Origin of the sequence: Shivajiella indica (assembly GCF_042683085.1) — a bacterium.
Lineage (GTDB): Bacteria > Bacteroidota > Bacteroidia > Cytophagales > Cyclobacteriaceae > Shivajiella > Shivajiella indica.
Genome location: NZ_JBHUIV010000020.1, coordinates 20,611 through 44,696, shown reverse-complemented (window position 1 = coordinate 44,696; position 24,086 = coordinate 20,611). Strand labels below are relative to the sequence as shown.

Annotated in this window: 20 protein-coding genes; 11 read left to right on the top strand and 9 right to left on the bottom strand. The window is 38.4% G+C overall.

All coding sequences use genetic code 11. The features are described from left to right. Nucleotides 1-38 precede the first annotated feature (38 nt). Nucleotides 39-518, top strand: coding sequence for an Mpo1 family 2-hydroxy fatty acid dioxygenase (locus ACFSKV_RS14355; RefSeq protein ID WP_380804142.1), 480 nt, complete (start codon nt 39-41; stop codon nt 516-518). A gap of 162 nt (nt 519-680) precedes the next feature. Further along, nucleotides 681-2,693, top strand: a complete 2,013-nt coding sequence (locus ACFSKV_RS14350) for a monovalent cation:proton antiporter family protein (RefSeq protein ID WP_380805111.1) — start codon at nt 681-683, stop codon at nt 2,691-2,693. Nucleotides 2,694-2,696: 3 nt separating this feature from the next. On the opposite strand, the gene ACFSKV_RS14345 is transcribed toward ACFSKV_RS14350, so the two are convergent. Beyond that, on the bottom strand, nt 2,697-4,979 hold the full coding sequence (locus ACFSKV_RS14345; protein ID WP_380804140.1) for a patatin-like phospholipase family protein: 2,283 nt from the start codon (nt 4,977-4,979) through the stop codon (nt 2,697-2,699). A gap of 118 nt (nt 4,980-5,097) precedes the next feature. Here ACFSKV_RS14345 and ACFSKV_RS14340 point away from each other — a divergent pair, with 118 nt between their 5' ends. The 3 genes from ACFSKV_RS14340 to ACFSKV_RS14330 all read left to right on the top strand — a co-directional run bounded on the left by ACFSKV_RS14340 (nt 5,098) and on the right by ACFSKV_RS14330 (nt 6,506). Then, on the top strand, nt 5,098-5,697 hold the full coding sequence (locus ACFSKV_RS14340) for a DUF4494 domain-containing protein (RefSeq protein ID WP_380804137.1): 600 nt from the start codon (nt 5,098-5,100) through the stop codon (nt 5,695-5,697). A 148-nt stretch (nt 5,698-5,845) separates the two neighbouring features. Continuing rightward, nucleotides 5,846-6,097 carry a DUF6364 family protein gene (locus tag ACFSKV_RS14335; RefSeq protein WP_380804135.1) on the top strand — a complete coding sequence of 84 codons (252 nt, stop codon included), beginning with the start codon at nt 5,846-5,848 and terminating at the stop codon, nt 6,095-6,097. Further along, entirely contained in the window at nt 6,090-6,506 is a 417-nt protein-coding gene (locus ACFSKV_RS14330; protein WP_380804132.1) for a type II toxin-antitoxin system VapC family toxin, read from the top strand. The genes ACFSKV_RS14335 and ACFSKV_RS14330 overlap by 8 nt, the downstream gene beginning before the upstream one ends. A 1-nt stretch (nt 6,507) precedes the next feature. On the opposite strand, the gene ACFSKV_RS14325 is transcribed toward ACFSKV_RS14330, so the two are convergent. Further along, complete coding sequence (locus ACFSKV_RS14325) at nt 6,508-7,107, bottom strand: HD domain-containing protein (protein ID WP_380804129.1); 600 nt, start codon at nt 7,105-7,107, stop codon at nt 6,508-6,510. Nucleotides 7,108-7,187: 80 nt separating this feature from the next. Between ACFSKV_RS14325 and ACFSKV_RS14320 the strand changes: the two genes are divergently transcribed. Next, entirely contained in the window at nt 7,188-8,249 is a 1,062-nt protein-coding gene (locus ACFSKV_RS14320; protein WP_380804127.1) for a PAS domain-containing protein, read from the top strand. Between the two features lie 56 nt (nt 8,250-8,305). On the opposite strand, the gene ACFSKV_RS14315 is transcribed toward ACFSKV_RS14320, so the two are convergent. The 6 genes from ACFSKV_RS14315 to ACFSKV_RS14290 form a co-directional block, all read right to left on the bottom strand. Then, entirely contained in the window at nt 8,306-10,027 is a 1,722-nt protein-coding gene (locus ACFSKV_RS14315) for an efflux RND transporter periplasmic adaptor subunit (RefSeq protein WP_380804124.1), read from the bottom strand. A gap of 28 nt (nt 10,028-10,055) precedes the next feature. Then, complete coding sequence (locus tag ACFSKV_RS14310; protein ID WP_380804120.1) at nt 10,056-11,579, bottom strand: TolC family protein; 1,524 nt, start codon at nt 11,577-11,579, stop codon at nt 10,056-10,058. After that, complete coding sequence (locus tag ACFSKV_RS14305; protein ID WP_380804117.1) at nt 11,576-11,968, bottom strand: four helix bundle protein; 393 nt, start codon at nt 11,966-11,968, stop codon at nt 11,576-11,578. The genes ACFSKV_RS14310 and ACFSKV_RS14305 overlap by 4 nt, the downstream gene beginning before the upstream one ends. 69 nt (nt 11,969-12,037) lie before the next feature. After that, nucleotides 12,038-15,907 (bottom strand): efflux RND transporter permease subunit, encoded by a 3,870-nt coding sequence (locus tag ACFSKV_RS14300; RefSeq protein WP_380804115.1) that lies wholly within the window; start codon nt 15,905-15,907, stop codon nt 12,038-12,040. A 279-nt stretch (nt 15,908-16,186) separates the two neighbouring features. After that, nucleotides 16,187-16,567, bottom strand: a complete 381-nt coding sequence (locus tag ACFSKV_RS14295; protein ID WP_380804112.1) for an HYC_CC_PP family protein — start codon at nt 16,565-16,567, stop codon at nt 16,187-16,189. A gap of 132 nt (nt 16,568-16,699) precedes the next feature. Beyond that, nucleotides 16,700-17,638, bottom strand: coding sequence for a LysR family transcriptional regulator (locus ACFSKV_RS14290; protein ID WP_380804109.1), 939 nt, complete (start codon nt 17,636-17,638; stop codon nt 16,700-16,702). A 117-nt stretch (nt 17,639-17,755) separates the two neighbouring features. Between ACFSKV_RS14290 and ACFSKV_RS14285 the strand changes: the two genes are divergently transcribed. Together ACFSKV_RS14285 and ACFSKV_RS14280 are read left to right on the top strand one after the other, a co-directional pair. Next, complete coding sequence (locus ACFSKV_RS14285; protein WP_380804107.1) at nt 17,756-18,718, top strand: sodium-dependent bicarbonate transport family permease; 963 nt, start codon at nt 17,756-17,758, stop codon at nt 18,716-18,718. Between the two features lie 74 nt (nt 18,719-18,792). After that, on the top strand, nt 18,793-19,314 hold the full coding sequence (locus ACFSKV_RS14280; RefSeq protein WP_380804104.1) for a hypothetical protein: 522 nt from the start codon (nt 18,793-18,795) through the stop codon (nt 19,312-19,314). A 99-nt stretch (nt 19,315-19,413) separates the two neighbouring features. Here ACFSKV_RS14280 and ACFSKV_RS14275 read toward each other — a convergent pair whose 3' ends face one another. After that, the gene (locus ACFSKV_RS14275; RefSeq protein WP_380804102.1) at nt 19,414-20,286 is read right to left on the bottom strand and encodes an SDR family oxidoreductase; all 873 of its coding nucleotides are present in this window, start codon (nt 20,284-20,286) and stop codon (nt 19,414-19,416) included. A gap of 127 nt (nt 20,287-20,413) precedes the next feature. On the opposite strand from ACFSKV_RS14275, the gene ACFSKV_RS14270 reads away from it, so the two are divergent. From ACFSKV_RS14270 to ACFSKV_RS14260, 3 genes are all read left to right on the top strand, one after another. After that, nucleotides 20,414-21,229, top strand: coding sequence for a hypothetical protein (locus tag ACFSKV_RS14270; protein WP_380804099.1), 816 nt, complete (start codon nt 20,414-20,416; stop codon nt 21,227-21,229). Between the two features lie 139 nt (nt 21,230-21,368). Beyond that, the gene (locus ACFSKV_RS14265) at nt 21,369-22,799 is read left to right on the top strand and encodes a leucyl aminopeptidase family protein (RefSeq protein WP_380804097.1); all 1,431 of its coding nucleotides are present in this window, start codon (nt 21,369-21,371) and stop codon (nt 22,797-22,799) included. A 4-nt stretch (nt 22,800-22,803) separates the two neighbouring features. Beyond that, complete coding sequence (locus ACFSKV_RS14260) at nt 22,804-24,021, top strand: ATP-grasp domain-containing protein (RefSeq protein ID WP_380804094.1); 1,218 nt, start codon at nt 22,804-22,806, stop codon at nt 24,019-24,021. Nucleotides 24,022-24,086 lie beyond the last annotated feature (65 nt).

Here is a 24,086-nt window from a genome sequence, read left to right as displayed (position 1 = left end):
GATATTCCAATATAAATTTAACAAACAGCGATATTCCCATGAGAAGAATAGATGAACTGCTCAATGAATATGGAGAAAGCCATCAAAATGAAACCAATAAAACCATCCACTGGATTTGTGTACCGGCCATTTTCTTTAGTATTGTAGGTTTGATTTATAGTATTCCCGCCAATGTGCTGACCAATAACCTTCCTTTTTTGCATGGCTTTGCCAATTGGGCTACCATTGCATTGCTTATTGTACTTTTTTACTATGTTTCACTTTCCCCGACTCTGGCTTTGGGCATGTTTTTCTTTTCTGCTGTATGTTTGGCTTTGGCCAATTTTCTACACCTGGTTTCTCCGATTCCATTATGGCTCTTATCAGTAATTATTTTTGTTGTGGCATGGATTTTTCAATTTTACGGACATAAGGTGGAAGGGAAAAAACCCTCTTTCTTTAAAGATATCCAATTCCTGTTGATCGGCCCTGCCTGGCTCATGCACTTTATTTATAAAAAATTAGGGCTTGCATACTGATCAGAATTAATCATCTGATTATTAGCTTATTACTATATATATTTTAGAGATTTCCAACACAAAATCTTCATGAATCCTCATGTGCCTGTTGGAACTGATGATTTTTCCGGTGGATAAATTGTATTTTAGCCAAGAATACGAACCAAATTTAAATCCTGCATGATGTTGAATTTTATCTTTGCTGCTGTTGAGTTGCCCATGCTATCTGACATAGTATTGATTTTTGGACTTGCAACTTTGGTTATTCTGGTGTTCATGCGCCTAAAAATCCCAACAATCATTGGATTTCTTTTTACAGGTGCTTTGGCAGGCCCTTATGGTTTGTCTTTGGTACAGGCATCCACTACTGTGGAGGTTTTGTCTGAAATAGGCGTGATTCTTCTGCTATTTGTAATCGGTATGGAGTTTTCCCTCAAAAGTTTGATGGCCATTAAGAAAGCTGTTTTCATCGGGGGCGCATTACAGGTATCTATAACCATTCTGATTTCCAGCATCGTGGCTTTCTTTTTAGGTTTTGATTGGAATGTTGCTGTTTTTATTGGATTTCTCTTTTCGTTGAGCAGTACTGCCATAGTATTGAAATTACTACAGGAAAGTGGGCAGGTCAATACCATTCCTGGAAGGACAACTTTGGCCATTTTAATTTTTCAGGATATTGTCATCGTACCCTTGATGCTATTCACACCGATGCTGGCAGGTGAAACTGATAATGTTGCCTGGTCTTTATTTCTTATGGGAGTGAAAGGAACAGCTGTTATCATCATGACACTTTTAAGTGCCAAATATTTAATACCCAATCTCCTCTATAGAATAGCAAAAACCAGGAATGAGGAATTATTTCTTTTGAGCATAATAGTGATTTGCTTTGCTGTGGCCTATTTGACATCACTATTGGGATTATCTTTGGGTTTGGGTGCATTCCTGGCAGGACTGATTATTAGCGAATCAGATTACAGCCATCATGCCACAGGCAAAATATTACCTTTTAGGGAGGTTTTTTTAAGCTTTTTCTTTGTATCCGTGGGCATGTTGTTTGATATCGGATTTTTATTTATCAATGGCATACCGATCCTGCTTTTGACTGCTTTGACTTTTGTGGTTAAATTCATAGCAGTCAGTATTTCCGTGAGGGCAATTGGACAGGGATTTAAAGAGGCTTTTATGGTGGCTTTTTCCATTTTTCAAATCGGTGAATTTTCCTTGCTTTTGGCTAAAGTCGGTATGAATTTCGAGCTGTTGGATCAGGAAACCTATCAATATTTCCTGGCCATTTCCATATTGACCATGGGAATAACACCTTTTGTTTTGAAAAAAAGAGAAGACATTTCCTGTGCTATTCTCAATCTGCCCATACCTAGCCGCCTCAACAAAAAATTTGGAAATGAAAACATACCCGACCTGGAAATTGAAGAAGAACTAAAGGATCATTTGGTTATCATCGGCTATGGCTTAAATGGAAGGAATTTGTCAAAAGCAGCCAAGTCAGCACAGATTCCATATGCCATCATTGAGATGAATCCCATGACAGTAAGGGAAGAATCCGCAAAAGGGGAGCCTATCACTTATGGAGACGCAGCCAATGAATTTGTTTTGGAGCATGTCAATATCAATAAGGCAAGGGTAGCTGTGATTGCCATTTCCAATGCAGATGCCACTAAGAGAATAGTAGCAACCATTAGACATATCACTCAGAATCCTTTCATTATCGTGCGAACAAGGTATGTGAATGAAATTGAAGAAAACCTAAAGTTGGGGGCTGATGAGGTGATACCGGAAGAATTTGAAACTTCCATTGAAATATTCACCAGGGTCTTGAACAAATACCTCATTCCCAGGCATAGTATAGAAGATTTTACCCATGAAATCAGATCCTTCAATTATGAATTGTTTCGGTTAACACCAACTGATTTGAACATAAAGAAAAGGATTGAACTTCCTGAAATCAATTTTGTAAGCGTACAAGTGGAAAAAGACAGCGGCAAATTTATCAATAAGCCTTTGAAGGAAACCAAATTAAGAGAATACCTGGGTGTAAATGTAGTGGCTATCAAAAGATCTGGAAAAACGATAAACCATATAAGTGCTGATGAAAAACTGAAGTTAGGGGATATTGTCTATGTGGTAGGCCGGCCAGAATCCTTAGAGGCATTTGAGTCAGAAGTTGAAATTGACTAGGGGTTATTCGAAAAAACTATAATTTTTAAGCCGGTTGAGGGACCGTCTATTGTATGGGCTATTGATGTTGTCAATGATCGATTTCTTTTCCCTAGCTGTTAACCTCCAGTTCAATGAAGCACGTTGTATTTCCTGTTCCTGTGGATTGAATGCACCGGATTCATCCGCAAGACCTCTTTCCTGAAGGTATTGTAGTGTGGAATATTCAAATTCAATCCGCTCAATTGGAAAATCCACACTTTCTACCATCCTTGTGAAGAGGACTTCATTATGCAGTGTCTGTACATTATCCCAATTGATGTAAATATTTTTCAAAGGGGTAAACAACTTTTGTAAAATGGTCGGTGGTTTTTTTTGATCGATCTCAGAAAATTTTTCCGAATCCCTAATCGTCAATAAAAGAACTCCTGATGTGTTTTGCTTGATCCAATCCTCGAAAACATGAATAAATTTCAAAGCATCCTGCATACCAAAATTATCCGAAAGTCCTGAATCCATAATCTCCATTTGAGGTTTGGAGGGAAGTTGGATATTTGGGGTAATAAAAGGAAAGGTAGCGCCCATTCTTAAAGCTGTTAAAAATCTCAGATTCTCGGCATCTTGTTTGACAAAAAATCTCCTGAATTCAACGCCTTGGCTTTTTTCATTTAACCCTTCTAATCTTTCCAATGAAACACACATATAGGACATCGGAGATGGGGAAATATAAAGTTTCCTACCATCATTGGTAATTAAAGGTGTAACGGCAATCATAGGAATTTGAGAATTCCATTCAGGTAATTTGTAACTATATAGCGGTTTATCAAGAATTCCGTAAGTATTGATATTGAACTGACTTTCAAAAGCAAATCCTCTGTCTTTCAAATAAAACCTGTCATTATAATAAAAATATTGATTTCTGAAAAGGAGGTCATTTACCAGGAGGGTGAAAATAATCGGGTTTAAGTTGTCAGCAGAAATTTGATCCAAATATTTCGAATCCAGAACATTTATAGCCGGGTCGGTGATCGACTGTAAATAAATTTCTCTAAAATAGGAAGCTCCTATAACACCTCCGGATGCCCCTGTTATTAATTGAGCATGTTTAAAGAGTTGTTCATTGGTGACATGATGGACTTCCTGTAAAACCTTGAGGGTCCAAAGTGCCGCTCTCTGCCCTCCACCACTGACAGTAATAAATACCATTTTAGGCTTTGAAAATTCAGGGAATTTCCTCTTCCAATTTTCAAGAATTTCGAGGGTATTTTCTTTATCCAAGGCTATAGTGTCCGGATGAAGAATCTTATTCAATTGATCCAAGTTATAGGCAACCGGCTCTGCAATATAATCCAAACCAAAGGCGGTATGAGGTCTGTTAAACCATGCTGTATTTGATAGAGAATTAATCAATAAAACTACCACAACTACTACTGGTGCACCCCACTCTCTAAGCCAAAAAGAAACAGCACCGACCAACATAGTAGCAATTGAAAGCAACAAAATACCGCTGGCTGCAGCAGGTAATTGTAAAAAAGGTGTTTCCCTGAAAATACCCAGAATCAATATTAGGCTGATCAAAACTGTCTGTATGATGACCATGTTCAAATGATTTTGGTCAAACACCCGCAACAAATTTCGGCCTTCAAAATTAGCCAGGTCTTGTCTGACTGGTTTGAATTTAAAACTGATATCAAAGTAATCCAGGACCCTGTTTTCTGCCTTTTTGCTCTCTTTTATCCGTTTGAGCATATTGGCCCTGGTGATTTTTGTTTTCCTCAATTGTTTTTCAAGTGTTCCGGCGAAAAGCAGAAAAAAATCCTTATTCGTAAAGCCAAAGTATAGAAACAACAAAGCATAGGTTATCACCGAACCCGCAGTAAAACCAAGAAAATACTCTAAAATAACCCAATTATTCTCATGTTCATTGTCCAATTGAAAATGGAAAAAAGTATAGATGTACAAAATGTAAAAAGCTAAAGGTATTATGGAGTTATTGAGGCAAAAATTAATGAATGGCCTTGGAACAACAGCCAGGAAAATGAACTTGGGGCCGTCTAGAATATATGTAGTCATATGAAAGGCCATGGTGAATATGGCCAATGCCACTCCAACCAAAAAAAAACTTTGCCAGGAAATCTTGTTCATGTATTCCGGATCCAAAAAAAGGTAAGGGATACCCAAAACTGTTCCAAACTTCTGGATAATGATCAATACCAATAATCCCCACAAAGACACTAAAAGTAGGTTTTTCTTGAGGTTAAGAAAAAGCAATTGGATTGGAAAACTAAAAAGAATCTTGTTCCACATATTATTTTATTCCTGGATAATATAATGGATTTTTAAATGAATTCTAAATCCTAAATTTTCATTGTGGCTTTTACCAATATAACTTACCTTCGCTACCTTAATTTCAAAATTTCTTACTATGAGAACTTGGTTTTTGTGCAGGGTTAAATATGCCAAAGAAAATGAGCAGGGATTGCTCAAAAATGTTTCCGAACAATACCTGGTAGATGCGGTATCTTTTACAGAAGCAGAGGCCAGAATCTATGATATGCTGGGTTCCACAATAAGGGGTGACTTCCAGGTAACAAACATCAGCAAAAGTAATTTTGTGGATGTTTTTCCCTATGAGGATATAGACATCTGGCACAAATGTAAAATCACCTATTTGGTGACCGACGCAGACAGTGGTAAAGAGAAAAAAGTAACGCAATATATGTTGGTGACCGCTCATGATGTCAAAGAGGCCTACGACCGAATCCATGAAAGTTTAAACAATATGCTGGTAAGTTTTCGGGTGCCGGACATTACAGAAAGCCCTATCGTGGAAGTGTTCCCTTATGAACATGAGGACGAGGAATTGCTTCCTCCTCCCCCTTCTAATCTCAAACCATTGAGTGAAGTGAAAGCTGAGCAGGAAAGAAGGGAAGCCATTAGACAGGAAAATCTGGAAAAGAATTCAGCCTCATCATCCGAAGTCCCAAGATTGGTTGAATATGAGGATGAAGATGAATCTGAATAGATTTAATCAATAATTATAAAGAAAGACCTGGCGAAGAAATTTGCCAGGTCTTTTTTTGTAAATTCGAATCGTATAAAATTTGCAAAATGAATCAAATAATTACCTTTTCGATATTGAAATACATATATTTTCTTAAACACGTATTAAAATGAAAACCAAACTTACCCTTACTATCAAAAAAACCGTCATTGATACAGCCAAACAAAGGGCTAAGGCCAGAGGTATTTCTTTATCAAGAATGATCGAGGAGATTTTTGAAGATTCGGGGGAAAATGCAATTAAAACTGAGCCTCAGAGAGCTGCTGAACGGTTATTAAAAACCCTTGAAAAATCGGTATTTACAGATACATTATCTGATGAGGATTTATTAAAAGAACAGGTTAAAAGGAAGTTTGCCTAAAGTTTATCTGGACACGGATGTTGCATTTGACATCATTTCGAAAAGAACTCCTCATTTCGAGGTATCTGTTAAATTGCTTGAACTAGTTATAAAAGATAAAATTGCATTACTAATCGGAGAATGCAGCTTATCTAACTTAATTTATTTATCATACGATATTTACAAAATTGAAGGTGCTGCTTCTAATTTAAATGACTTTATTGGAGCATGCCGTGTAATTTCTGGGGGCAATAAATTGATGAACCTTGCTCTAAATTCTCAGTTTTCTGATAAAAAATATGCTTTACAATACTATACAGCTATCCATAATGGGGCAGATTATTTTATCACCCGAAATATTAAAGATTATAAAAAGACAAATGACAATTTACCTGTTCTCACTCCAATAGAATTCTTACAATCTTTTTAAATCAGGCCCTCAGTTGGTTCTCAATGACAAACTGAATCAATTCTTCAACAGGAACCCCTGCTTTTTCAGAAGCATCAGCAATATCTTCCCTGCTGACCTGAGCAGCGAAACTTTTATCTTTTAACCGCTTTTTTACCCCTTTTATTTCCATTCCCTCATATCCTTGTGGCCTCATCAATGAGTAGGCATGCACAAAACCGGAGAGTTCATCAAATGCATAGAGCATTTTATCCATTTCTGAATCCGGATCTACTCCAAAATAACGGGGACCATGGGAAGCAATTGCTTTGATTATCCTTGGATCTTGATTTCTCTCCTCCAGTTCTTCTATAATTTTTCTGCAATGCTCATCAGGCCACTGATCCCAGTCTGCGTCATGTAATAAACCAGCTATATGCCACATATGCTGGGTCGTTTCATCATATCCTCTTGAAACTGCATAGGCTTTCATCAGCTGTCCTACCTGCTTCATGTGAAAAGCAAGTTTGTCATTCTTTACCCAATTTTGAAGCAATTCCAAAGCCTCCTCCAGGCTCATCATCTTGCCCAGATTTTCTGATGATCCAAATTCTTTTCTGTTTAACGGATGTGTAAGCGTCATTTTAAAACCTATTTAAATGTATTTTAAATAAATATTTTTGTTTTTCATTTTTTTAAACTAATTTAGCTCAAATTTTGAATATGAACCCAAAAGCTCAACTTTTAAGCCCTTTGGAGGAATTTTTACCTTCTTCCAATTATTTTTATGTGGTTAAATTAGACCTAAATGGAGTAATAATTTTTGCTAATTCCAAATTCCAAAATCAATTGGCTGTATTCAATGAAGAAGTAGAAGGATCCAGATTTTCAAAGTTCATTTTCCCTAGCGATTATTCAAAATATCAAAACCTTTTGGAAAAAACACAATTTTTGAATGAAAGAAATTTTGTTTTGGATATCCGAAAAATGAGACATGATGGCTTTGATTTTTATTGGACCAGGTGGGAGTTTTCTATTCATTATATAAATGGTAAGCCGGAATTTGTCATAGGACTTGGTCATAAAATAGAAAAATTCAGTGACATCAATATTGATTTGCCCGTTGGGATCCATGATATTCATATCAAGAATGAGATCATTGAAGGCCTCTTTGAAAACAACCTTATTGGTTTTTGGCTTTGGGACATTTTGAAAAACCATGATCAGCTGAGTATTTCCTTAATGAGTCTTCTTGGGTATATCCACAAGGGAAAAAAAGTTAAAAAGGAGCAAATAAAATGGAAAAAAAATATTCATCCTGATGACCTTAAAATTGTAAATGACAACTTAGAGGAGCATTTCAACAGTTTTGGAAAAGTCCCGTTTCACTGTGAATTTCGAATGATTTTGTCCGACAACAATGAAAAATGGGTCATTGGATATGGAAAAGTTGTGGAATGGTCTCCAAAAGGGAAACCTTCCAAAATGGTAGGAGGATTTTTTGATGCAACCGGAAAGAAGAAGTCAGAAAACCTCCTCAAAATGCAGCATGAGCTTCTTAAGAATTTAAATTTCAACCAGTCACATACCATGAGGGCAAAATTGGCCAATATTATCGGTATACTGGAAGTAATTGATCCAAAAATGAACCTTTCAGACAGCCAACATTTTATTAAAATGTTGAAATCTGAAGCTAAAAAATTGGACCAGGCGTTAAAAAAGAGCATTGCAAATACCAACAGCCTAGATCTCAACCTAAGTAACCAAACAGAGCTAACCCCCTAAAATGCGCCGATATCCCACCAATCTTTTATATGGCCTGAAAGCCAATCCATTTTTTTTTATTGAGAAACAGTCCTCTTGACAGGTCGGTAAGTTTCTTTGACTTCTCCACAGGTAAGCATCATATCTCCAAAATAGGGATTACGGATTTCCTTTTCAGAACTCAGCCAATATGCTCCTTTATCCCTAAAGGCCATGGGGCAATATTGCCTGTATAGTGTATCAGATTCTACACCAAAATACTCCACAGCATTGATCAAATTATCAGATAAGGTTTCAAAATGCTTCCTTTGATCTTCCAAATCTGACAGGGATTGCAACTTTTCCAAACTTGCCTGAATTGGTTTCAGCAAATCCTTCCATGTTTGCAGGGATGAATTTTCCAACAATTCGGAATCTATATTTGAAAGCACTGTTTTTACAGCGGGTATGGCTTCTTGGGCAGCTTTGACATCACTTTTCACCAATGCATCTTTAACTGTCAAATAACTTTTTACAAAATTGCTCAACTGCTTTGTGAAATCCCTGGAAACCTCTACCCTCTTATTGACTGACCTCAGCATCATACTGTAATTCCCACTCAATTGAGCAGCAGCATCAACTGCAAAAACCCCATTGCTTACTACCTCATCCTCTTCCTCCAATCCATCTAAAATGATATAATTATCTCCGCTTCTACTTCCTAAAGTTACTTCCCTCATTTCAAATGAAGGAGATTCTTTGTCACCAACCTGAACATAAACAACAGATCTTGGCCCTGTCCATAGGATAGCTGATCTTGGTACCAATAAGCCAGATTCCTTGGATGGAGCAGACGAAATTTTTGCTGATACAAACATTTCCGGTTTTAACTGCAGCCCTGGATTACTGGCTTCTGCCCTGACTGAAACTGTCCGGGTTTCTGGATTGAGCATGGGGTCTATGTAAGAGATCTTGGCATTAAAATCCTTTCCCGGGTAAGCAGAAACCCGGAATTTGAGGTCATTTCCCATTTTTAGCCAGGCAAGATCGGATTCATAGGCATCCATTAATACCCAAACCTGACTCAAGTCTACAACTTCAAACAATACTCCCCCTCGATTCACATAATCCCCAACCGACACATTCCTTACTGTTACTATTCCTGAAACATCTGCAATAACATCAAACTGGCTTTTTACCTGACCACTTAATTCAATAGCCCTGATTTGCTCATCAGAAATTTTCCATAACCTCAGCTTTTCTTTCGCTGCCTGATATAAAGCAGGTTGACGGTCTTTGATCTTAGCAGTTTCCAATAGCTCTTTTTGGGCATTGACCAGATCAGGTGAATATACTGTTGCCAGTTTTTGTCCATTTTTAACCTCCTGTCCTGTGAAACTCACAAATAGCTTGTCAATTCTTCCAGGGAAATTGGCTGCAATACTTTTAACCCTTTGTTCATCAGGTTGAATTTTACCGGACAACTGAAGTTCATTTGAAGCTTGCCCCGAGATAACCTTTGTAGTCATAATGTTGGCTAAAGCCACAGCTTCCGGTTTCATTTCCAGTACATTAGGGTCAGTTCCTCCACTGCCTTTAAACTGGCTTAAAGGTACCAGTTCCATCCCACAGATGGGACAATTACCAGGCTCATTCTGCCGGATATGTGGATGCATAGGGGAAACCCATATGGTCTCTTCTCCAACTTGTTCCTCTATTTTTTGGGATTGATCTTCCCCTCCTCTGATCATCCAGCCTACTACTCCTCCGAAAAAAAGGCATCCTAAAATGATAATGACAATATTTTTATTTGTTTTCATAATTTGATGAATTCAACTTAATTAGTATTTAAATTCCTATAAGGCTTTCCAATCTGGCTATGGCTACCTGCCTTTCTATTTCTGTAGTCAGTTTCTCCAACTTAAAATCAAGTAATTCTCTCTGGATGGAAAAAATTTCCTCCATAGAGCTCCCTTCTGAGGAATAGGAAGTAACAGAAATTTCCAAGGTCTGCTGCATCAATTCTATCTGTTCTTCCAATAATTTCAGCTTCCTTTCCGAATCTTTTATAGATGTGGAAATAGTTTCAAATTCAGTGGCAAGGAGGTTTTCCAATTCAATTTTTTGTTTTTGGGAAGATTCCATCCAAAGAATAGCTTCAGACTGCATTGATTTATACTTTTTGCGGTAAATCGGAAGGGTCATCGAAACCATGGGCATCACCATATTATTCCCCATTCCTGACGGCATATACTCCATACCATCCATCCCACCTATCATTCCTGATTCGGGTCGTGGAGAAAATACCATATAATTTAAGCCGGCCCCAAGCATAGGACTTCCTTCCAATTTAGCCATTTCGGCCTGCTTCCGATAGGCCAATGATTCCTTTTCCAACATCATAAGCATGGGATTATTCAACAGGATACTATCCAGATAAACTTCTTCCCATCCATTGATATTGGTTAAATTTTCCTGGGCTGCTATTTCAACGTCCTCATTCCTTTCCCTCCCAATTAATTGATTGAACTTAGTGACCAATGGCCTTTTATTGACTTCCAATTGGCTGAGTTCACTTTCCAAAGCTTTGATCTGAACCTGGAGCCTCAAAACATCAGTCAATTTTCCGGAACTTGAAGGCATGGAATTCATCCCATTACCTGCTGTATTTTGCCCCATAGGGGCAGAGGAACTACTGCTTCCTGCCATATTCATCCCATCAGATTGGGCAGTTGCACCTGATGAAGGGTTTGAGTTTCCAAGAACTTTTGAAAGGGATGATACTGTCCCTGAGGTGTTTCCCCCTTGATAACGTACAATAGCCAGTTCCTCCAAAACCTTTAGAATTTCAAGATTTTCTTGGGTGATATCAATAGTATGCTGCAATTGCAATAATTGGAAATAGGTATCTTTCACCTGAAAAACCAACCTGTTTCTTTCCTCACGAAAAGCCTCATATTGAGCTTCTGCCATCAAAGTGGCCTCATCCTTTTGGGTTTTCAGCATGCCAAACCAAGGAAACATCTGCATTATTGAAGCCTCTGCTCTTTGATTGCCCATCAGAAGTTCCATAGGCCTGGTATAAATCCCTATGTTCAACTGAGGATTATCCAAACTGACTTGGTTTACCTTTTCCAGACTAACTTGATACTGTTTAAAGGAAGCTTGAAGACCTAGATTATTTTCGACGGCTTCTTTTATATAATTATCAAGGATTTGGGCATTAGAAGCTCCTATTTGAATAACCATAAATACTATCAGGAAAAGATATTTATGGATATTGGATATTGATTGATATTGATTTGAGCCACATCCCCTTTCTTTAGAACAGAAATTGGCAGACCCATGGTAAATCTTTAAGAACTTCTTCATTTCAAATCATTTTTTGAATTGTAAATAGATTTGATGTAATTATTGAGTTTCACTGCTAATTTTTCAGCTATTTCCTTTGCTTCTTTAAACTCTTCCTCAGAAATCACACCCCTTTCCTGCATCAAACTCAGCCAATGGTTGACGGACTCCAATTTTGAACCTCTGCTGTTGTACAAAAACCTAATCCTATCTAAATAATGATACCTTCCATATGCCTCAGCAATATTGGCACCTATAGAATCAGAAGATTCAATAAATTGATCTCCCATAATCTTCTTCATATGCCAATTCAATTTTGAATAAATTGTCCAAGCTTTTTTTGATAATGCTCTTGATAATTGATAGACCTCTAAGTCTTCCAATTTTATGTAACTCTTATTTTCTTCCATAACATCAATTAATTTAGTAAACAATTGATTATGAGACCAATATCCCCCAATATCTAATATCAATAAATATCAATTTCTTTCTACCTTAAATTCTTTGTATTTCCCATAAAGCACCGGCACAATAAACAAGGAGATCAATGCCACTGTCATTCCGCCAAAAGCAGGTATTGCCATAGGAATCATGATATCGGACCCTCTACCTGAACTGGTTAAAACCGGCAATAAAGCAAGCAATGTGGTCGCTGTGGTCATTAGACAAGGTCTTACCCTTTTAAGTCCTGCTTCAAGTACCGCCTTTCTTATTTCCTGTTTATTTTTTGGATGTATCTTGTCAAAACTCTGCTTAAGGTAGGTCCCCATGACCACCCCATCATCAGTAGCAATACCAAACAGCGCTATAAATCCAACCCATACTGCCACTGACAAATTATAGGTCCGCACTTGAAAGAGTTCCCTCATATGGATACCAAAAAAATTGAAATTCAAAAACCAATCCTGCTGGTACAGATATAGCATAAGAAAACCTCCTGAAAAGGCCATTCCAATTGCAGAAAAAATCATCAAAACCATGGCGGTAGACCTGAATTGGAAATATAAAATCAAAAAAATCACTGCCAGAGAAAGCGGGATAACTATAGCCAACCGTTTTTCAGCACGGACCTGATTTTCATAACTACCGGAAAAGACAAAAGAAACCCCACCTGGAACTTTCAATTCCCCTGTCCGGATTTTTTCCTGGATAAGATTTTTTGCACTTTCCACAACGGAAACCTCTGCGTACCCTGCTTGCTTATCAAACATCACATAACCTACCAGGAAAGTATTTTCTCCACGGATCATCATCGGACCAGGCCTGTAAGTTATTTCAGCCAATTGCCCCAAAGGTATCTGAGCCCCAGTGGGGGTACTTACCAAAATCTTTTTCAAAGCCTCTGGGTCATCCCTGTATTCACGGGCATACCTTGCCCGGATAGCATACCTTTCTCTTCCTTCCACTGTTGTGGTTAATGTCATTCCTCCTATTGCCACCTCGATAAATTCCTGCACATCCGCCACATTTAATCCATATCTTCCAATCGCGATTCTATCTAAATCCAACTCCAAATAAGGCTTACCCAAAGATCGATCTGCAAAGACGGCTTCCTTTTTGACTGAAGGAACCTCTTTTAATAGGTTCTCTAATTTGAGACTGAATGGTTCAATCGTTTCCAAATCAGGACCAAAAACCTTAATTCCCATGGGTGCCCTCATTCCTGTCTGAAGCATAACCAGCCTGGTTTCTATGGGCTGCAATTTTGGAGCTGATGTCACACCGGGAATTCCTGATGTTCTGATCTGTATTTCGTCCCAAATATCGTTTGCTGTTTTGATCTCATCTCGCCACTGTCTGAAATATTGCCCTCTCTGCTGGTCCTGAACCAGATATTTTTGAATGTTCCTGGCAATCGCATTGCTTTGACTTTGGGCCATATATTGCATGTTTTCATCCCAAATCGCTCCACTTTCTCTATTATACCACCAGGTTTTGCCTTGTATGTCCAGAAGGTACTGACCATCTTTATCTACCTTAAACCTAAGTTTATTCGCCTCCTCATCCTGTATATATTCCGTTTTGTAATTGATGATATTTTCATACATGGACATGGGAGCAGGATCCAAAGGACTTTCAGCACGGCCTGCTTTACCGACGACCATTTCCACCTCAGGAATAGCCTGAACCAGCATATCCAATTGTTTCACTATCTGCATATTGGCCTCAACCCCTGAATGGGGCATGGAAGTTGGCATTAATAAAAATGACCCCTCATTTAAAGCAGGCATGAATTCTTTACCCATGCCTGGAAATGTATGGGTAAGGCCCGACCACAGGGATGTCTTCCTGATATTCCATCCAAGCTTATCAAACCCATTGGACACAAATCCAAAAACAGTCCCAAATCCCAACCAAATATTAAGCGAGAGAAAAATAAGAAACACCGGAATCAAAAAGAATGTCCTGGCATTGTTCAAACACCAGGTCAGCATGGATTCATAATACCTTATGAAAAGTGAAAAACCTCCCAAAACTATCCCAATCACCAAGACAATGAAAATAAAATTAACGAAGGTTGATTGTTGTAAACCTAAAGGTCTCCATTCAATAGCCAGAAGGAATGCCACCCCTACCACAGCGATAACCATAGATGCCCTATTTTTATATTTACCCTCTGCAGTCTTTTCAGGGAAAAGTTCGTGGAGAAAATGGTTAAGTGAAAATGCCATCAAAACCAATCCTGCCCAAGTGAAGTAAAACAATAACAGGATTCCGGCAATTAACATCGTTCCATTGAGAATATGCTTATAACTTTTGTTCTTGACTTTTAGACCAAAAATCCAATGTGCAAAAGCCGGCATAAATACCAAAGTAAAAATCAGTGCAGCCACCAAAGCAAAAGTCTTTGTAAAAGCTAAAGGACCAAATAGTTTACCTTCAGCTGCCTGCAAAGTAAAAACAGGTAAAAAACTCACAATTGTAGTCATCACCGCCGTAAGGATTGCGGAGGCAACTTCAGTGGTTGCTTCATAAATAACCTGGAGTTTGGATTTTAACCCATCCGATTCTTCAAAGTGGCGGAGGATATTCTCATTTAAAATAATCCCCAGATCCACCATAGTACCAATGGCTATCGCTATCCCGGAAAGGGCAACAATATTGGCATCCACATGAAAATATTTCATCATGATAAAGCACATCAACACAGCCAGTGGTAATAAAGCCGAAATCATCAAAGATGCCCTCAGGTTAAAAACCATGACCATAATGACAATGATAGTGATCAAAATCTGTAAGGAAATGGCTTCGTTGAGGGTATTCAATGTTTCTTTTATTAATCCAGAACGATCATAAAAAGGCACAATGGTTACCTTTGATAATGTACCATCAGATAAGGTTTTACTGGGTAATCCAGGTGATATTTCATCTATTTTTGATTTGATGGCCTCAATAACCTGTAATGGATTATCTCCATACCTGGCCACAACGACTCCCCCTACTGCTTCTGACCCTCCTTTATCCAATATAGCCCTTTCTGCCCTACTTGCTGGACCAATATTGACTCTTGCTATATCTTTGATTCTCAAAGGGACGTTATTGGCAACTTTGACAACCGCCATTTCTATATCCTCCAAAGATTTAATATAACCTAAACCACGGACAATATATTCTACTTGATTGATTTCCATGGTGTTGGCCCCAATATCCAAATTGGATTGCTTAATCGCATTCATCACCTGCATCATAGCCACATTGTGCGCTTTCATGGCCACAGGATCCAGGTCCACCTGGTATTCCTTTAAATGTCCGCCTATTGTAGCCACTTCGGCTACCCCTTCTGTACCTGCCAAACCATAGCGTACATAGTAATCCTGAATGCTTCTGAGTTCATGCAAATCCCAACCCCCAACTGGATTTCCTTTTTCATCTCTTCCTTCCAGCGTATAAAAATAAACCTGCCCTAGACCCGTAGCATCAGGACCTAACTTGGGTTGAACACCCTCAGGAAGCAAACTTGCGGGGAGGGAGTTTAACTTCTCCAAAATCCGGGAACGGCTCCAATAAAATTCCAAATCCTCTTCAAAAATGATGTATATGGATGAAAAGCCAAACATAGAGGTGCTTCGGATAGATTTAACCCCTGGCATCCCAAGTAATGAAGTGGTCAGAGGATAAGTGATCTGGTCTTCCACATCTTGAGGCGAACGACCCATCCATTCCGTAAATACAATCTGTTGGTTTTCACCAATATCAGGAATAGCGTCCACCGGTACAGGGTCATTGGGCAAGAAACCCGTATTCCAATTGAATGGTGCTGTCACTATCCCCCAGCCTACTACAAGAACCAACAGGATTACTGTTACCAGCTTGTTTTCAAGAAAGAATTTTATGGTTTTATTGAGCATAGTTTTTTTCGCTGACTACTTTTTATCTGCTTGATCTACTTGGATAGAAAAAACAGGTATTTGTTGATATTTATCCACTTGTAGCGGATTGGAAATTATTTGATAATGGTCCGGAATACAGAAACTGATTTGGGAGAAAAGCCAAAAAGACTGATTCGCAATTGAAAATCAATTCTTTCTGATTATGAAAACCTGATAGGACAAAAAGCCCAATATCCGGCTGTTCTATTTTTCAGAAATAAATCCCTTGGAGTTTTGTGTCTTTGCGTGCAATCAAAATCATATCAGGAATACCTGACAAAAAATGTAAATCGGGGTTTCTTGGATTATTGGCGGTGAGGAATCAGAATAGAAAATTTTCTCTTCCCATTTAACAAAATGAGGTACTAATTCAATAGAAAAGTCAAAAGTAATCAATTCAAAAATCATAGGATGAAAATCCAAAATTTCGGAAACCTGCTGATCATTGTTAGGAATTTCCAAATTAGAAACATCATCGCAACATCCTGGCATTGGCGTTTTGGACTCACAACAGGTTTTATAATCCGCAAAAACATTGATCCTCTTGAAATCTTCACCACAGAAATGCATGGAATAGCTTAGTCCTGCGTTAAAAAACACATAGAAAAAAAGGAGTGCTATTTTGATGAATTTCTTCATGAATGAATATTACAACCCAAATTTAAACGAAAAAGGTGTATCAAATGTATATAATTTTTGTTTCATTTTATAATATGATGATTTTTAAGGCTTTATAAGCCTAAATTTTGGAAGGAATTAAAATGGAAACCCTCAATTATTTGACACTCTCTTTTCTCCAAACCAACTGAAGTGCTCAGCAATAATATTATTCTTTTCCTCATGCAGATAGGTTAAAAATGCTTCTGCTACGGGAGAAAATCTCTTGTTTTTCAGGTAGATCAGGTTCCAGTTGGTCACAATGGGCAAATCCTCTACAGGGATGATCTTCAGGTATCCATCTTTCAATTCATTCCTAATTCCGATCAATGGCATGACTGAGCATCCCAATCCAGCAATTATTGCCTGCTTTACGGCTTCATTGGAGGTCAATTCCATTTTCTTTCTCACGGGTATATTATTATTCCTTAGAAAACGCTCTAAAGTCAAGCGTGTACCAGAGCCCTGTTCTCTGAAAATCAAAGTAATTTGCTCAAATATTTCCTTGGCATATTTTTCTTTTTTAAACTCAAAATCTTTATTTGAAACCAAATAAAGTTTATTTTCCATCAATTGTATGGCCTCCACCTGAATGGATTCCGGTAATATTGAAACAAGCGCGAAGTCCACTTCATTCTCATCCAGACTATTGAGAACCATAGCTTTGTTGGTAACATCCAGTTTAAGTTCTATACCGGGATGCCGCTTCATAAACCCTGTCAGAAAATATGGCATGACATATTTGCCTGTAGAAACCACAGAAATCTTAAGCCTACCTGTCAATTGCCCCTTGAATGATGCTGTTTTATAATTGATTGCATGGATTTGGTCCACAATTTTTTCAGCAGCAGACGCAATTTCTCTTCCAAATTCAGTGACATAAAGTTTCCTTCCTACTATTTCAGTCAGGGGAATATCAAATTGATCCTGAAAATTCCTCAATTGAATAGATACAGCAGGTTGAGTCAAATGCAACTCTTCGGCAGCCTTAGTGATACTCTCTGTTTGGGTAACTTTCAAAAAAACCTGCAATTGATGTAGTGTATAATTCATAAATAATTTTAATATTTAATATTATCAATATAAATAAAAATATATTAATTATACTGAAGAGTTTTGCAAAAAGTTTCAGATGATTTGAAATCTGGATAAAAATATTTTACAAGCACTATGAATTTCGACTTATTACTGAATAATTTCACCAATCCGGCATTCCTTTTTTTCCTTTTGGGAATCATTGCAGTAAGACTTAAAAGTGATCTGGAAATCCCCAATAACTCCTCCAAATTCATTTCACTTTACTTGCTTTTCGCCATAGGTTTCAAAGGTGGGCAGGAATTAGCACACAGTGAATTTAATTTTGGAATTATTTGGGCAGTACTTTTTGGAGTGGCAGTTGCCAGTTTGATCCCGTTTTATACATTTTTCATACTCAAGAAGCGCTTTTCAATCGAAAATGCAGGAGCAATCGCTGCAGCCTATGGTTCCGTATCAGCGGTCACTTTTGTTACAGCTGTTTCTTTTCTTGAAATCCAACAACAGCATTTCAACGGGTACATGGTAGCAATTATGGCCCTTATGGAGGCTCCGGCAATTATATTGGGGGTTTTGCTAATAAAAATTTATGCGCAGGAAAGTTCCCCGGAAATGAAAGTTAGAAAAGTGGTGAATCATGCTTTTACCAATGGTTCGGTTTTGTTGATTTTAGGAAGCCTTCTGATAGGTTTATTGGCCTCAGAAGAAGAAGCAAGAGGTATTGAACCCTTTACAACAGACATCTTCAAAGGATTTCTGGCTATTTTCTTGTTGGATATGGGCATTACCAGTGGAAAAAAACTGAAGGATTTTTTAGATTCAGGAAAATTCTCAGCCATTTTTGCCATTGTCATCCCCCTTGTCAACGGAATTTTGGTAGCTTATTTATCCCAGTTTATTACCTCCAACACAGGGGACAGATTTATGTTTGCTATCCTTGCTGCCTCTGCATCCTATATTGCAGTTCCGGCAGCCATGAAAATTGCAGTTCCCAAGGCAAACCCAGGTATCTTTCTACCTATGGCATTGGCAGTTACCTTCCCTTTCAATATCACTTTGGGTTTTCCAATCTATTTTTGGGTAGCATCTAACTATTAATTTTTGCAGAAAATTTATCTGAAATTTGAAAGTAGCTATTAGTTTTAGGCATATTTTAATCCTATTGATCCATTATGCTTAAAAGACTAGTTCCAACAATCATTTTCACTTTACACATTATTTTCAGTACTTCTGCACAAATTGAGACAAGTATCATTGAAGCAGCGCATGCCTATGCAAGAGCTCAGATCAATTCTGATGTGGAATCAATTTTAAAATTCACCTACCCTGGATTAATTGAACAGGCGGGAGGCTATGAGTCCATGAAAAACACCTGGAAAAAAATCCAGCAGAATCAGATCGAAAAAGGTATCAAAATGCAGGATTTTAAGGTGCAGGAACCTATCCAACATACCCGATCAAATGGCGAAGTCCATGCCTTGGTCCCTGTGGTGACCACAAGCAAAGTTCCTGGGGGGAGATTGATTTCTGAAAGTGTCCTTATAGCGGTATCAGATACCGGGAATGACAATTGGTTTTTCATAGAAACCACCTCCATAGATGAAGGAAATGTGGGAAAGGTATTGGAAAATTGGGATGGCACATTGGTACTTCCCTTCAAAAAAGCGCCAGTTTTCAAAGAAGACAAAAAATAAACCCTCCACCACTAATTTAAATAGTGGAGAGGGTCTGATTAATTTACAGGTTCCTGATTTTCCACTTTGCCATTAGATAGCCCCAAATTACTTTGGGGCTCATCCCTTTTTTCCCCTTGAAGCCTCCATCATATCCCACATTTCCTGGGGTATCATATCCAGGTTATTGAACTCACCTGCACCCATTAACCACTCTCCTCCATCTATAGTGATAACTTCCCCGTTAACATAGGCAGAAAAATCGGAAACCAGATATGCAGCCAGATTAGCCAGCTCCTGATGGTCCCCCACCCTTCCAACCGGTACTTTTTTGGCAGGATCAAATTTCTTTACAAGATCTCCAGGCAATAACCTACTCCAGGCTCCCTCAGTCGGAAACGGCCCAGGAGCAATGGCATTGGAGCGGATTTTATACTTTGCCCACTCCACTGCCAGCGAACGGGTCATGGCCAAAACTCCTGCTTTTGCTGCTGCACTTGGCACGACATATCCCGATCCTGTCCAGGCATAGGTGGTTACGATATTAAGGAATGTCCCTGCTTGCTTAGACTGAATCCATGACTTCCCAGCAGTCAACGTAACATTTGAAGTTCCCTTTAAAACGATATCCAAAACGGTGTTAAAGGCATTGGTCGACAACCGTTCAGTCGGACTGATGAAATTACCGGCGGCATTGTTAAGTACCACATCAATTTTACCATAATGGGCAAGGGCATCTGCCCACATTTTCTCCACTTGTTCAATTTCACGCACATCACAGGATAAAGCCAACACCTTACCACCTGTTTCTGACTCCATTTCCTTTGCAGTTGCCCCCAACACATCCAATTTTCGGCTGGTTATCACCAGGTTTGCACCTAATTTCAAAAAATATAATCCCATTGATTTACCAAGACCCGTCCCTCCCCCAGTTACCAAAATAGTTTTCCCCTTTAGGGCATCTTCCCTAAGCATTCCTTCTTTATAAGACATATGATTTGGATTAAAATACCGTTGAATATAGACAATCCAAATTCCAAAAAAAAGCAGTTCATCTTCAATTTGGCACGATTTTGAAATTCAATGAAAGACAGTAGATTTACACTGTCAAAGTTTAGTTATGATTCAGAAATTCCTTTTTCCCATTTTGGTGATTTTTATTTTCAGTTCCTGTTCTCTGGACATTGATAAAAATATTTCAACAGATTTACAGGTTGAAGGAAAGGAAATTTTCAATATTTCATTCACACTTGAAGAAGCTTATTTTTTTGCTTTTCGGACATTGGACAACTACAAAACTGCTGATACTTTAGACATCCCGGGCTGCCCCGTGATAAGCATCAATGAGGAAATGAGAAAGGTGACCCTCGAATTTGATAGTTTGAGAGAATGTAGCAACAGTGCCTCCTTACTAAGATCTGGGAAAATCCATATTGAATATTTAAATACCAATTCCCTTGAGTCCACCACACGCTTGGAATACGAAAATTATAAAGTAAGGGACATTAAAGTAGAAGGCAGAAGGGACTTCAAACAGGTAAGAAGCCTTCTCAATCCAAATAGAAGAACAGAGGTATTTACAGATCTTTTGCTGATAGATGAATTTGAATCTTCGAGCAGGATCAACGGAAATTATGAATTCCAACTTAGCTTCCAGAATGGGGAACTCAGTGAATTCCTTTGTTCAGGAAGCCTGGAAGGAAGAAACATTACCGGCAGGCCGATAACAATGAATCCGGAAGCAAATAAAAGGTACTTGGTCAACTGTATCCTGTCAGGAAATTATTTACCAAATCAGGGATCTGAAAAATGGCAGATTTTTAGAAATGAAACAGGGTCTACTTCCCATACAATGGTATATGAAACAGAGCCAGAATGTCAGAATAGTGGAAAACTGACACTATATGACAGTAGGATTATGGTATTCGAGCAATAAATCAATTTACATTTTTTTACCATTTTACATGTGGAGGATTTTTTGAGTTTCACAAATAATTAAAATTAGTAAGCCCCAATATTTTGTTGGATTTTTATTTAATTGCTTGAAGGATTTAATTCCGTAAAACCGAATCTATATGAAAATCACAAAAGGCAATACTGTTAACGATTTCAAAGGTTTAATCCTTCTTCCATTTTTTGAAAATGAAAATGGCACCCAGTCAAGAGAAGAATTTCTTCATATTTCAGTATCCAATAGCCTTTTCAGTGGAAAGAAAGACTCCCAGTTTATAATTGAAGAAAAGGAGAGCGGAAATATTTTCCTGTTTATTGGACTTGGAAAAAACCCGGAATATAAATCCGTCAAAACAGCTTTTAGAAGATTGACCGCCAAGCAGGGGGATTTGTTTAAAGACCAGGTATTGCTTTATCTGACAGATGAAATGGATAAAAACATCCTTGAGGCTGCGGTATCCGGTCTGGTTTTGGGGACTTATAGGTTAGGTCATTATAAAAACACTGAAGCTGCCCCCAAAGATTGGACAAAGATCAGCCTTTTCATTAAATCAGGGTTAAATGATGCTGAAAAAGTAACCGAAAAAGCAAGGAAAATTGCTGATGCACAAATAGAGACTTTCCACATGGTGGATTTGCCCCCCAATAAAATAACCCCGGAATTTTTGGCTGAATGGGCTCAAAAAGCGGGTAGAAAATATGGGTTTGAAACTAGGGTATTCGATAAGAAAAAAGCTGAAAAAGAAAATCTCAAAGCATTTTTAGCTGTAGGTCAGGGCAGTGATAAAGAGCCACGGTTCATCATCATGGAATATCGTTCCAAGTCTGCTACTAAACATCTGGGATTGGTAGGCAAAGGCGTAACCTTTGATACAGGGGGCCTGAATATCAAAACCCAGGGAATGGTACAAATGAAATGTGATATGGGTGGAGCAGCCGCAGTTTTGGGAGCCATGCAGCTTATTGGGGATCTGAAACTTAATGTCAATGTCACCTCAGTTGTTCCCTGTGTTGAAAATTCAGTGGACAGTAAATCTTTCCTTCCTTCGGATGTAATAGGAAGTTACAGTGGTAAAACCATTGAAGTTATTGATACAGATGCAGAAGGAAGATTGATCCTGGCAGATGGTTTAAATTATCTGATAAAAAATTATTCTCCCGATACCGTAATAGATTTCGCCACTTTGACGGGAAGTGCAGTGGGAACTTTTGGGTATGAATGTGCTGCCCTATTCACCAAAAATGAGGAATTATCAAAAAAATTACAGGAAAGTGGAGAAAGTATTGGAGAAAGGGTGTGGCCACTGCCAATGTGGGATGTGTACAAGACTGAAATGGACAGTGATATAGCAGATATTAAAAATTACCATGGAAAACCCATTGCGGGAGCCATCACCGCAGCAAAATTTTTAGAGTATTTCACGGAGAGTCATGATTCTTGGGCCCATATTGATATAGCAGGAACTGCCTTTGGGGATTCTGAATTTGCCAAAACCAAGCACGCAACTGCTTTTGGTGTGCATTTATTGATTAAATTACTTGAAAACCACTAAGTATATGATAAAGCAGCATAAAACCTTTTTATGTATTTCCAACTATTTTAAAGGTGGAGCTTTTTTAACTTCCCTTAAAAAAGTTGGAAATACAGTATTTCTTGTGACCTCTGAAAAATTAAGGGAAAGCAATTGGCCTCACGAATATATTGATGAAATTTTTTACATGCCCGGGCAGGATCTAGATTGGGATCTTGAAAAGTTATTAATGGGAGTTGCAGGAATCATGAAAGGGACGAAAATCGATGCCATTGTGGCATTGGATGATTATGATGTGGAAAAAGCCACTTTTCTAAGAGAGAATCTTCGAATTCCAGGAATGGGACAGACCACAGGAAGGTATTTCAGGGATAAACTGGCCATGAGGATGAGGGCACATGAATCCGGAGTATTAGTCCCCCCTTTCACTTCCCTTTTCAATGACGAGGATATCAATCAATTTGCGGATACTGTACAGGCGCCCTGGGTCTTAAAACCAAGGTCAGAGGCTTCATCTCATGGTATCATCAAAGTCAATGACAAGGAAAGTCTTTGGAACAATATCCATGAATTGGGAGATAATAGGGTAAGGTATCTTGTCGAACAATTCAAACCCGGTGATGTATATCATGCAGACAGCTTAATTCTGGAAGGAAAACTACTTTTCTGCACAGTTTCCCGCTATTTGGCTACTCCCATGGAAATCTCTCAGGGAGGAGGGATATTTAGAAGTGCCAATGTCACTTATGGATCTGATGATGATGCGGCCATAAAGGAGGCCAATAAAAAAGTGATGAAGGCATTTGGTCTTAAAAATGGGGCTGCCCATACTGAGTTTATAAAAGGCAGGGAAGATGGAAAAATCTACTTTCTGGAGACTTCTTCAAGGGTTGGTGGAGCCCATTTGGCTGAAATGGTGGAAGGGGCCACAGACATCAATTTATGGTCAGAATGGGCCAAAATTGAAGATGCTATATCCAAAGGAAAGGATTACAAATTACCTAAAGTCAAAAAAGGTTATGCAGGGATTGTACTGACGCTATCCAAGTTCCAACAACCTGATCTGTCTTCATTTGATGATCCTGAAGTTTATTTCCGTGTTCCTTTGGACTACCATGCGGGGATAATAGTGAGGTCAAATAAACAGGAAAGAGTAATGGAGCTACTGGATGACTATGCCGCCAGATTGAGTGATGGTTATTCCACAGTGGCTGAGCAAGAAAAACTGAAAAAATTCCATTGATTTTATGGAAGGGTAGGAAAAACGGTTTCCTACCCTTTTTTTTGATTTACCTATTCCTTTCATTT

Coding starts and splice junctions, on each gene's coding strand:
- ACFSKV_RS14355 (WP_380804142.1), top strand. CDS start 39: ATGAGAAGAATAGATGAACTGCTCAATGAATATGGAGAAAGCCATCAA.
- ACFSKV_RS14350 (WP_380805111.1), top strand. CDS start 681: ATGTTGAATTTTATCTTTGCTGCTGTTGAGTTGCCCATGCTATCTGAC.
- ACFSKV_RS14345 (WP_380804140.1), bottom strand. CDS start 4,979: ATGTGGAACAAGATTCTTTTTAGTTTTCCAATCCAATTGCTTTTTCTT.
- ACFSKV_RS14340 (WP_380804137.1), top strand. CDS start 5,098: ATGAGAACTTGGTTTTTGTGCAGGGTTAAATATGCCAAAGAAAATGAG.
- ACFSKV_RS14335 (WP_380804135.1), top strand. CDS start 5,846: ATGAAAACCAAACTTACCCTTACTATCAAAAAAACCGTCATTGATACA.
- ACFSKV_RS14325 (WP_380804129.1), bottom strand. CDS start 7,107: ATGACGCTTACACATCCGTTAAACAGAAAAGAATTTGGATCATCAGAA.
- ACFSKV_RS14320 (WP_380804127.1), top strand. CDS start 7,188: ATGAACCCAAAAGCTCAACTTTTAAGCCCTTTGGAGGAATTTTTACCT.
- ACFSKV_RS14315 (WP_380804124.1), bottom strand. CDS start 10,027: ATGAAAACAAATAAAAATATTGTCATTATCATTTTAGGATGCCTTTTT.
- ACFSKV_RS14310 (WP_380804120.1), bottom strand. CDS start 11,579: ATGAAGAAGTTCTTAAAGATTTACCATGGGTCTGCCAATTTCTGTTCT.
- ACFSKV_RS14305 (WP_380804117.1), bottom strand. CDS start 11,968: ATGGAAGAAAATAAGAGTTACATAAAATTGGAAGACTTAGAGGTCTAT.
- ACFSKV_RS14300 (WP_380804115.1), bottom strand. CDS start 15,907: ATGCTCAATAAAACCATAAAATTCTTTCTTGAAAACAAGCTGGTAACA.
- ACFSKV_RS14295 (WP_380804112.1), bottom strand. CDS start 16,567: ATGAAGAAATTCATCAAAATAGCACTCCTTTTTTTCTATGTGTTTTTT.
- ACFSKV_RS14290 (WP_380804109.1), bottom strand. CDS start 17,638: ATGAATTATACACTACATCAATTGCAGGTTTTTTTGAAAGTTACCCAA.
- ACFSKV_RS14285 (WP_380804107.1), top strand. CDS start 17,756: ATGAATTTCGACTTATTACTGAATAATTTCACCAATCCGGCATTCCTT.
- ACFSKV_RS14280 (WP_380804104.1), top strand. CDS start 18,793: ATGCTTAAAAGACTAGTTCCAACAATCATTTTCACTTTACACATTATT.
- ACFSKV_RS14275 (WP_380804102.1), bottom strand. CDS start 20,286: ATGTCTTATAAAGAAGGAATGCTTAGGGAAGATGCCCTAAAGGGGAAA.
- ACFSKV_RS14270 (WP_380804099.1), top strand. CDS start 20,414: ATGATTCAGAAATTCCTTTTTCCCATTTTGGTGATTTTTATTTTCAGT.
- ACFSKV_RS14265 (WP_380804097.1), top strand. CDS start 21,369: ATGAAAATCACAAAAGGCAATACTGTTAACGATTTCAAAGGTTTAATC.
- ACFSKV_RS14260 (WP_380804094.1), top strand. CDS start 22,804: ATGATAAAGCAGCATAAAACCTTTTTATGTATTTCCAACTATTTTAAA.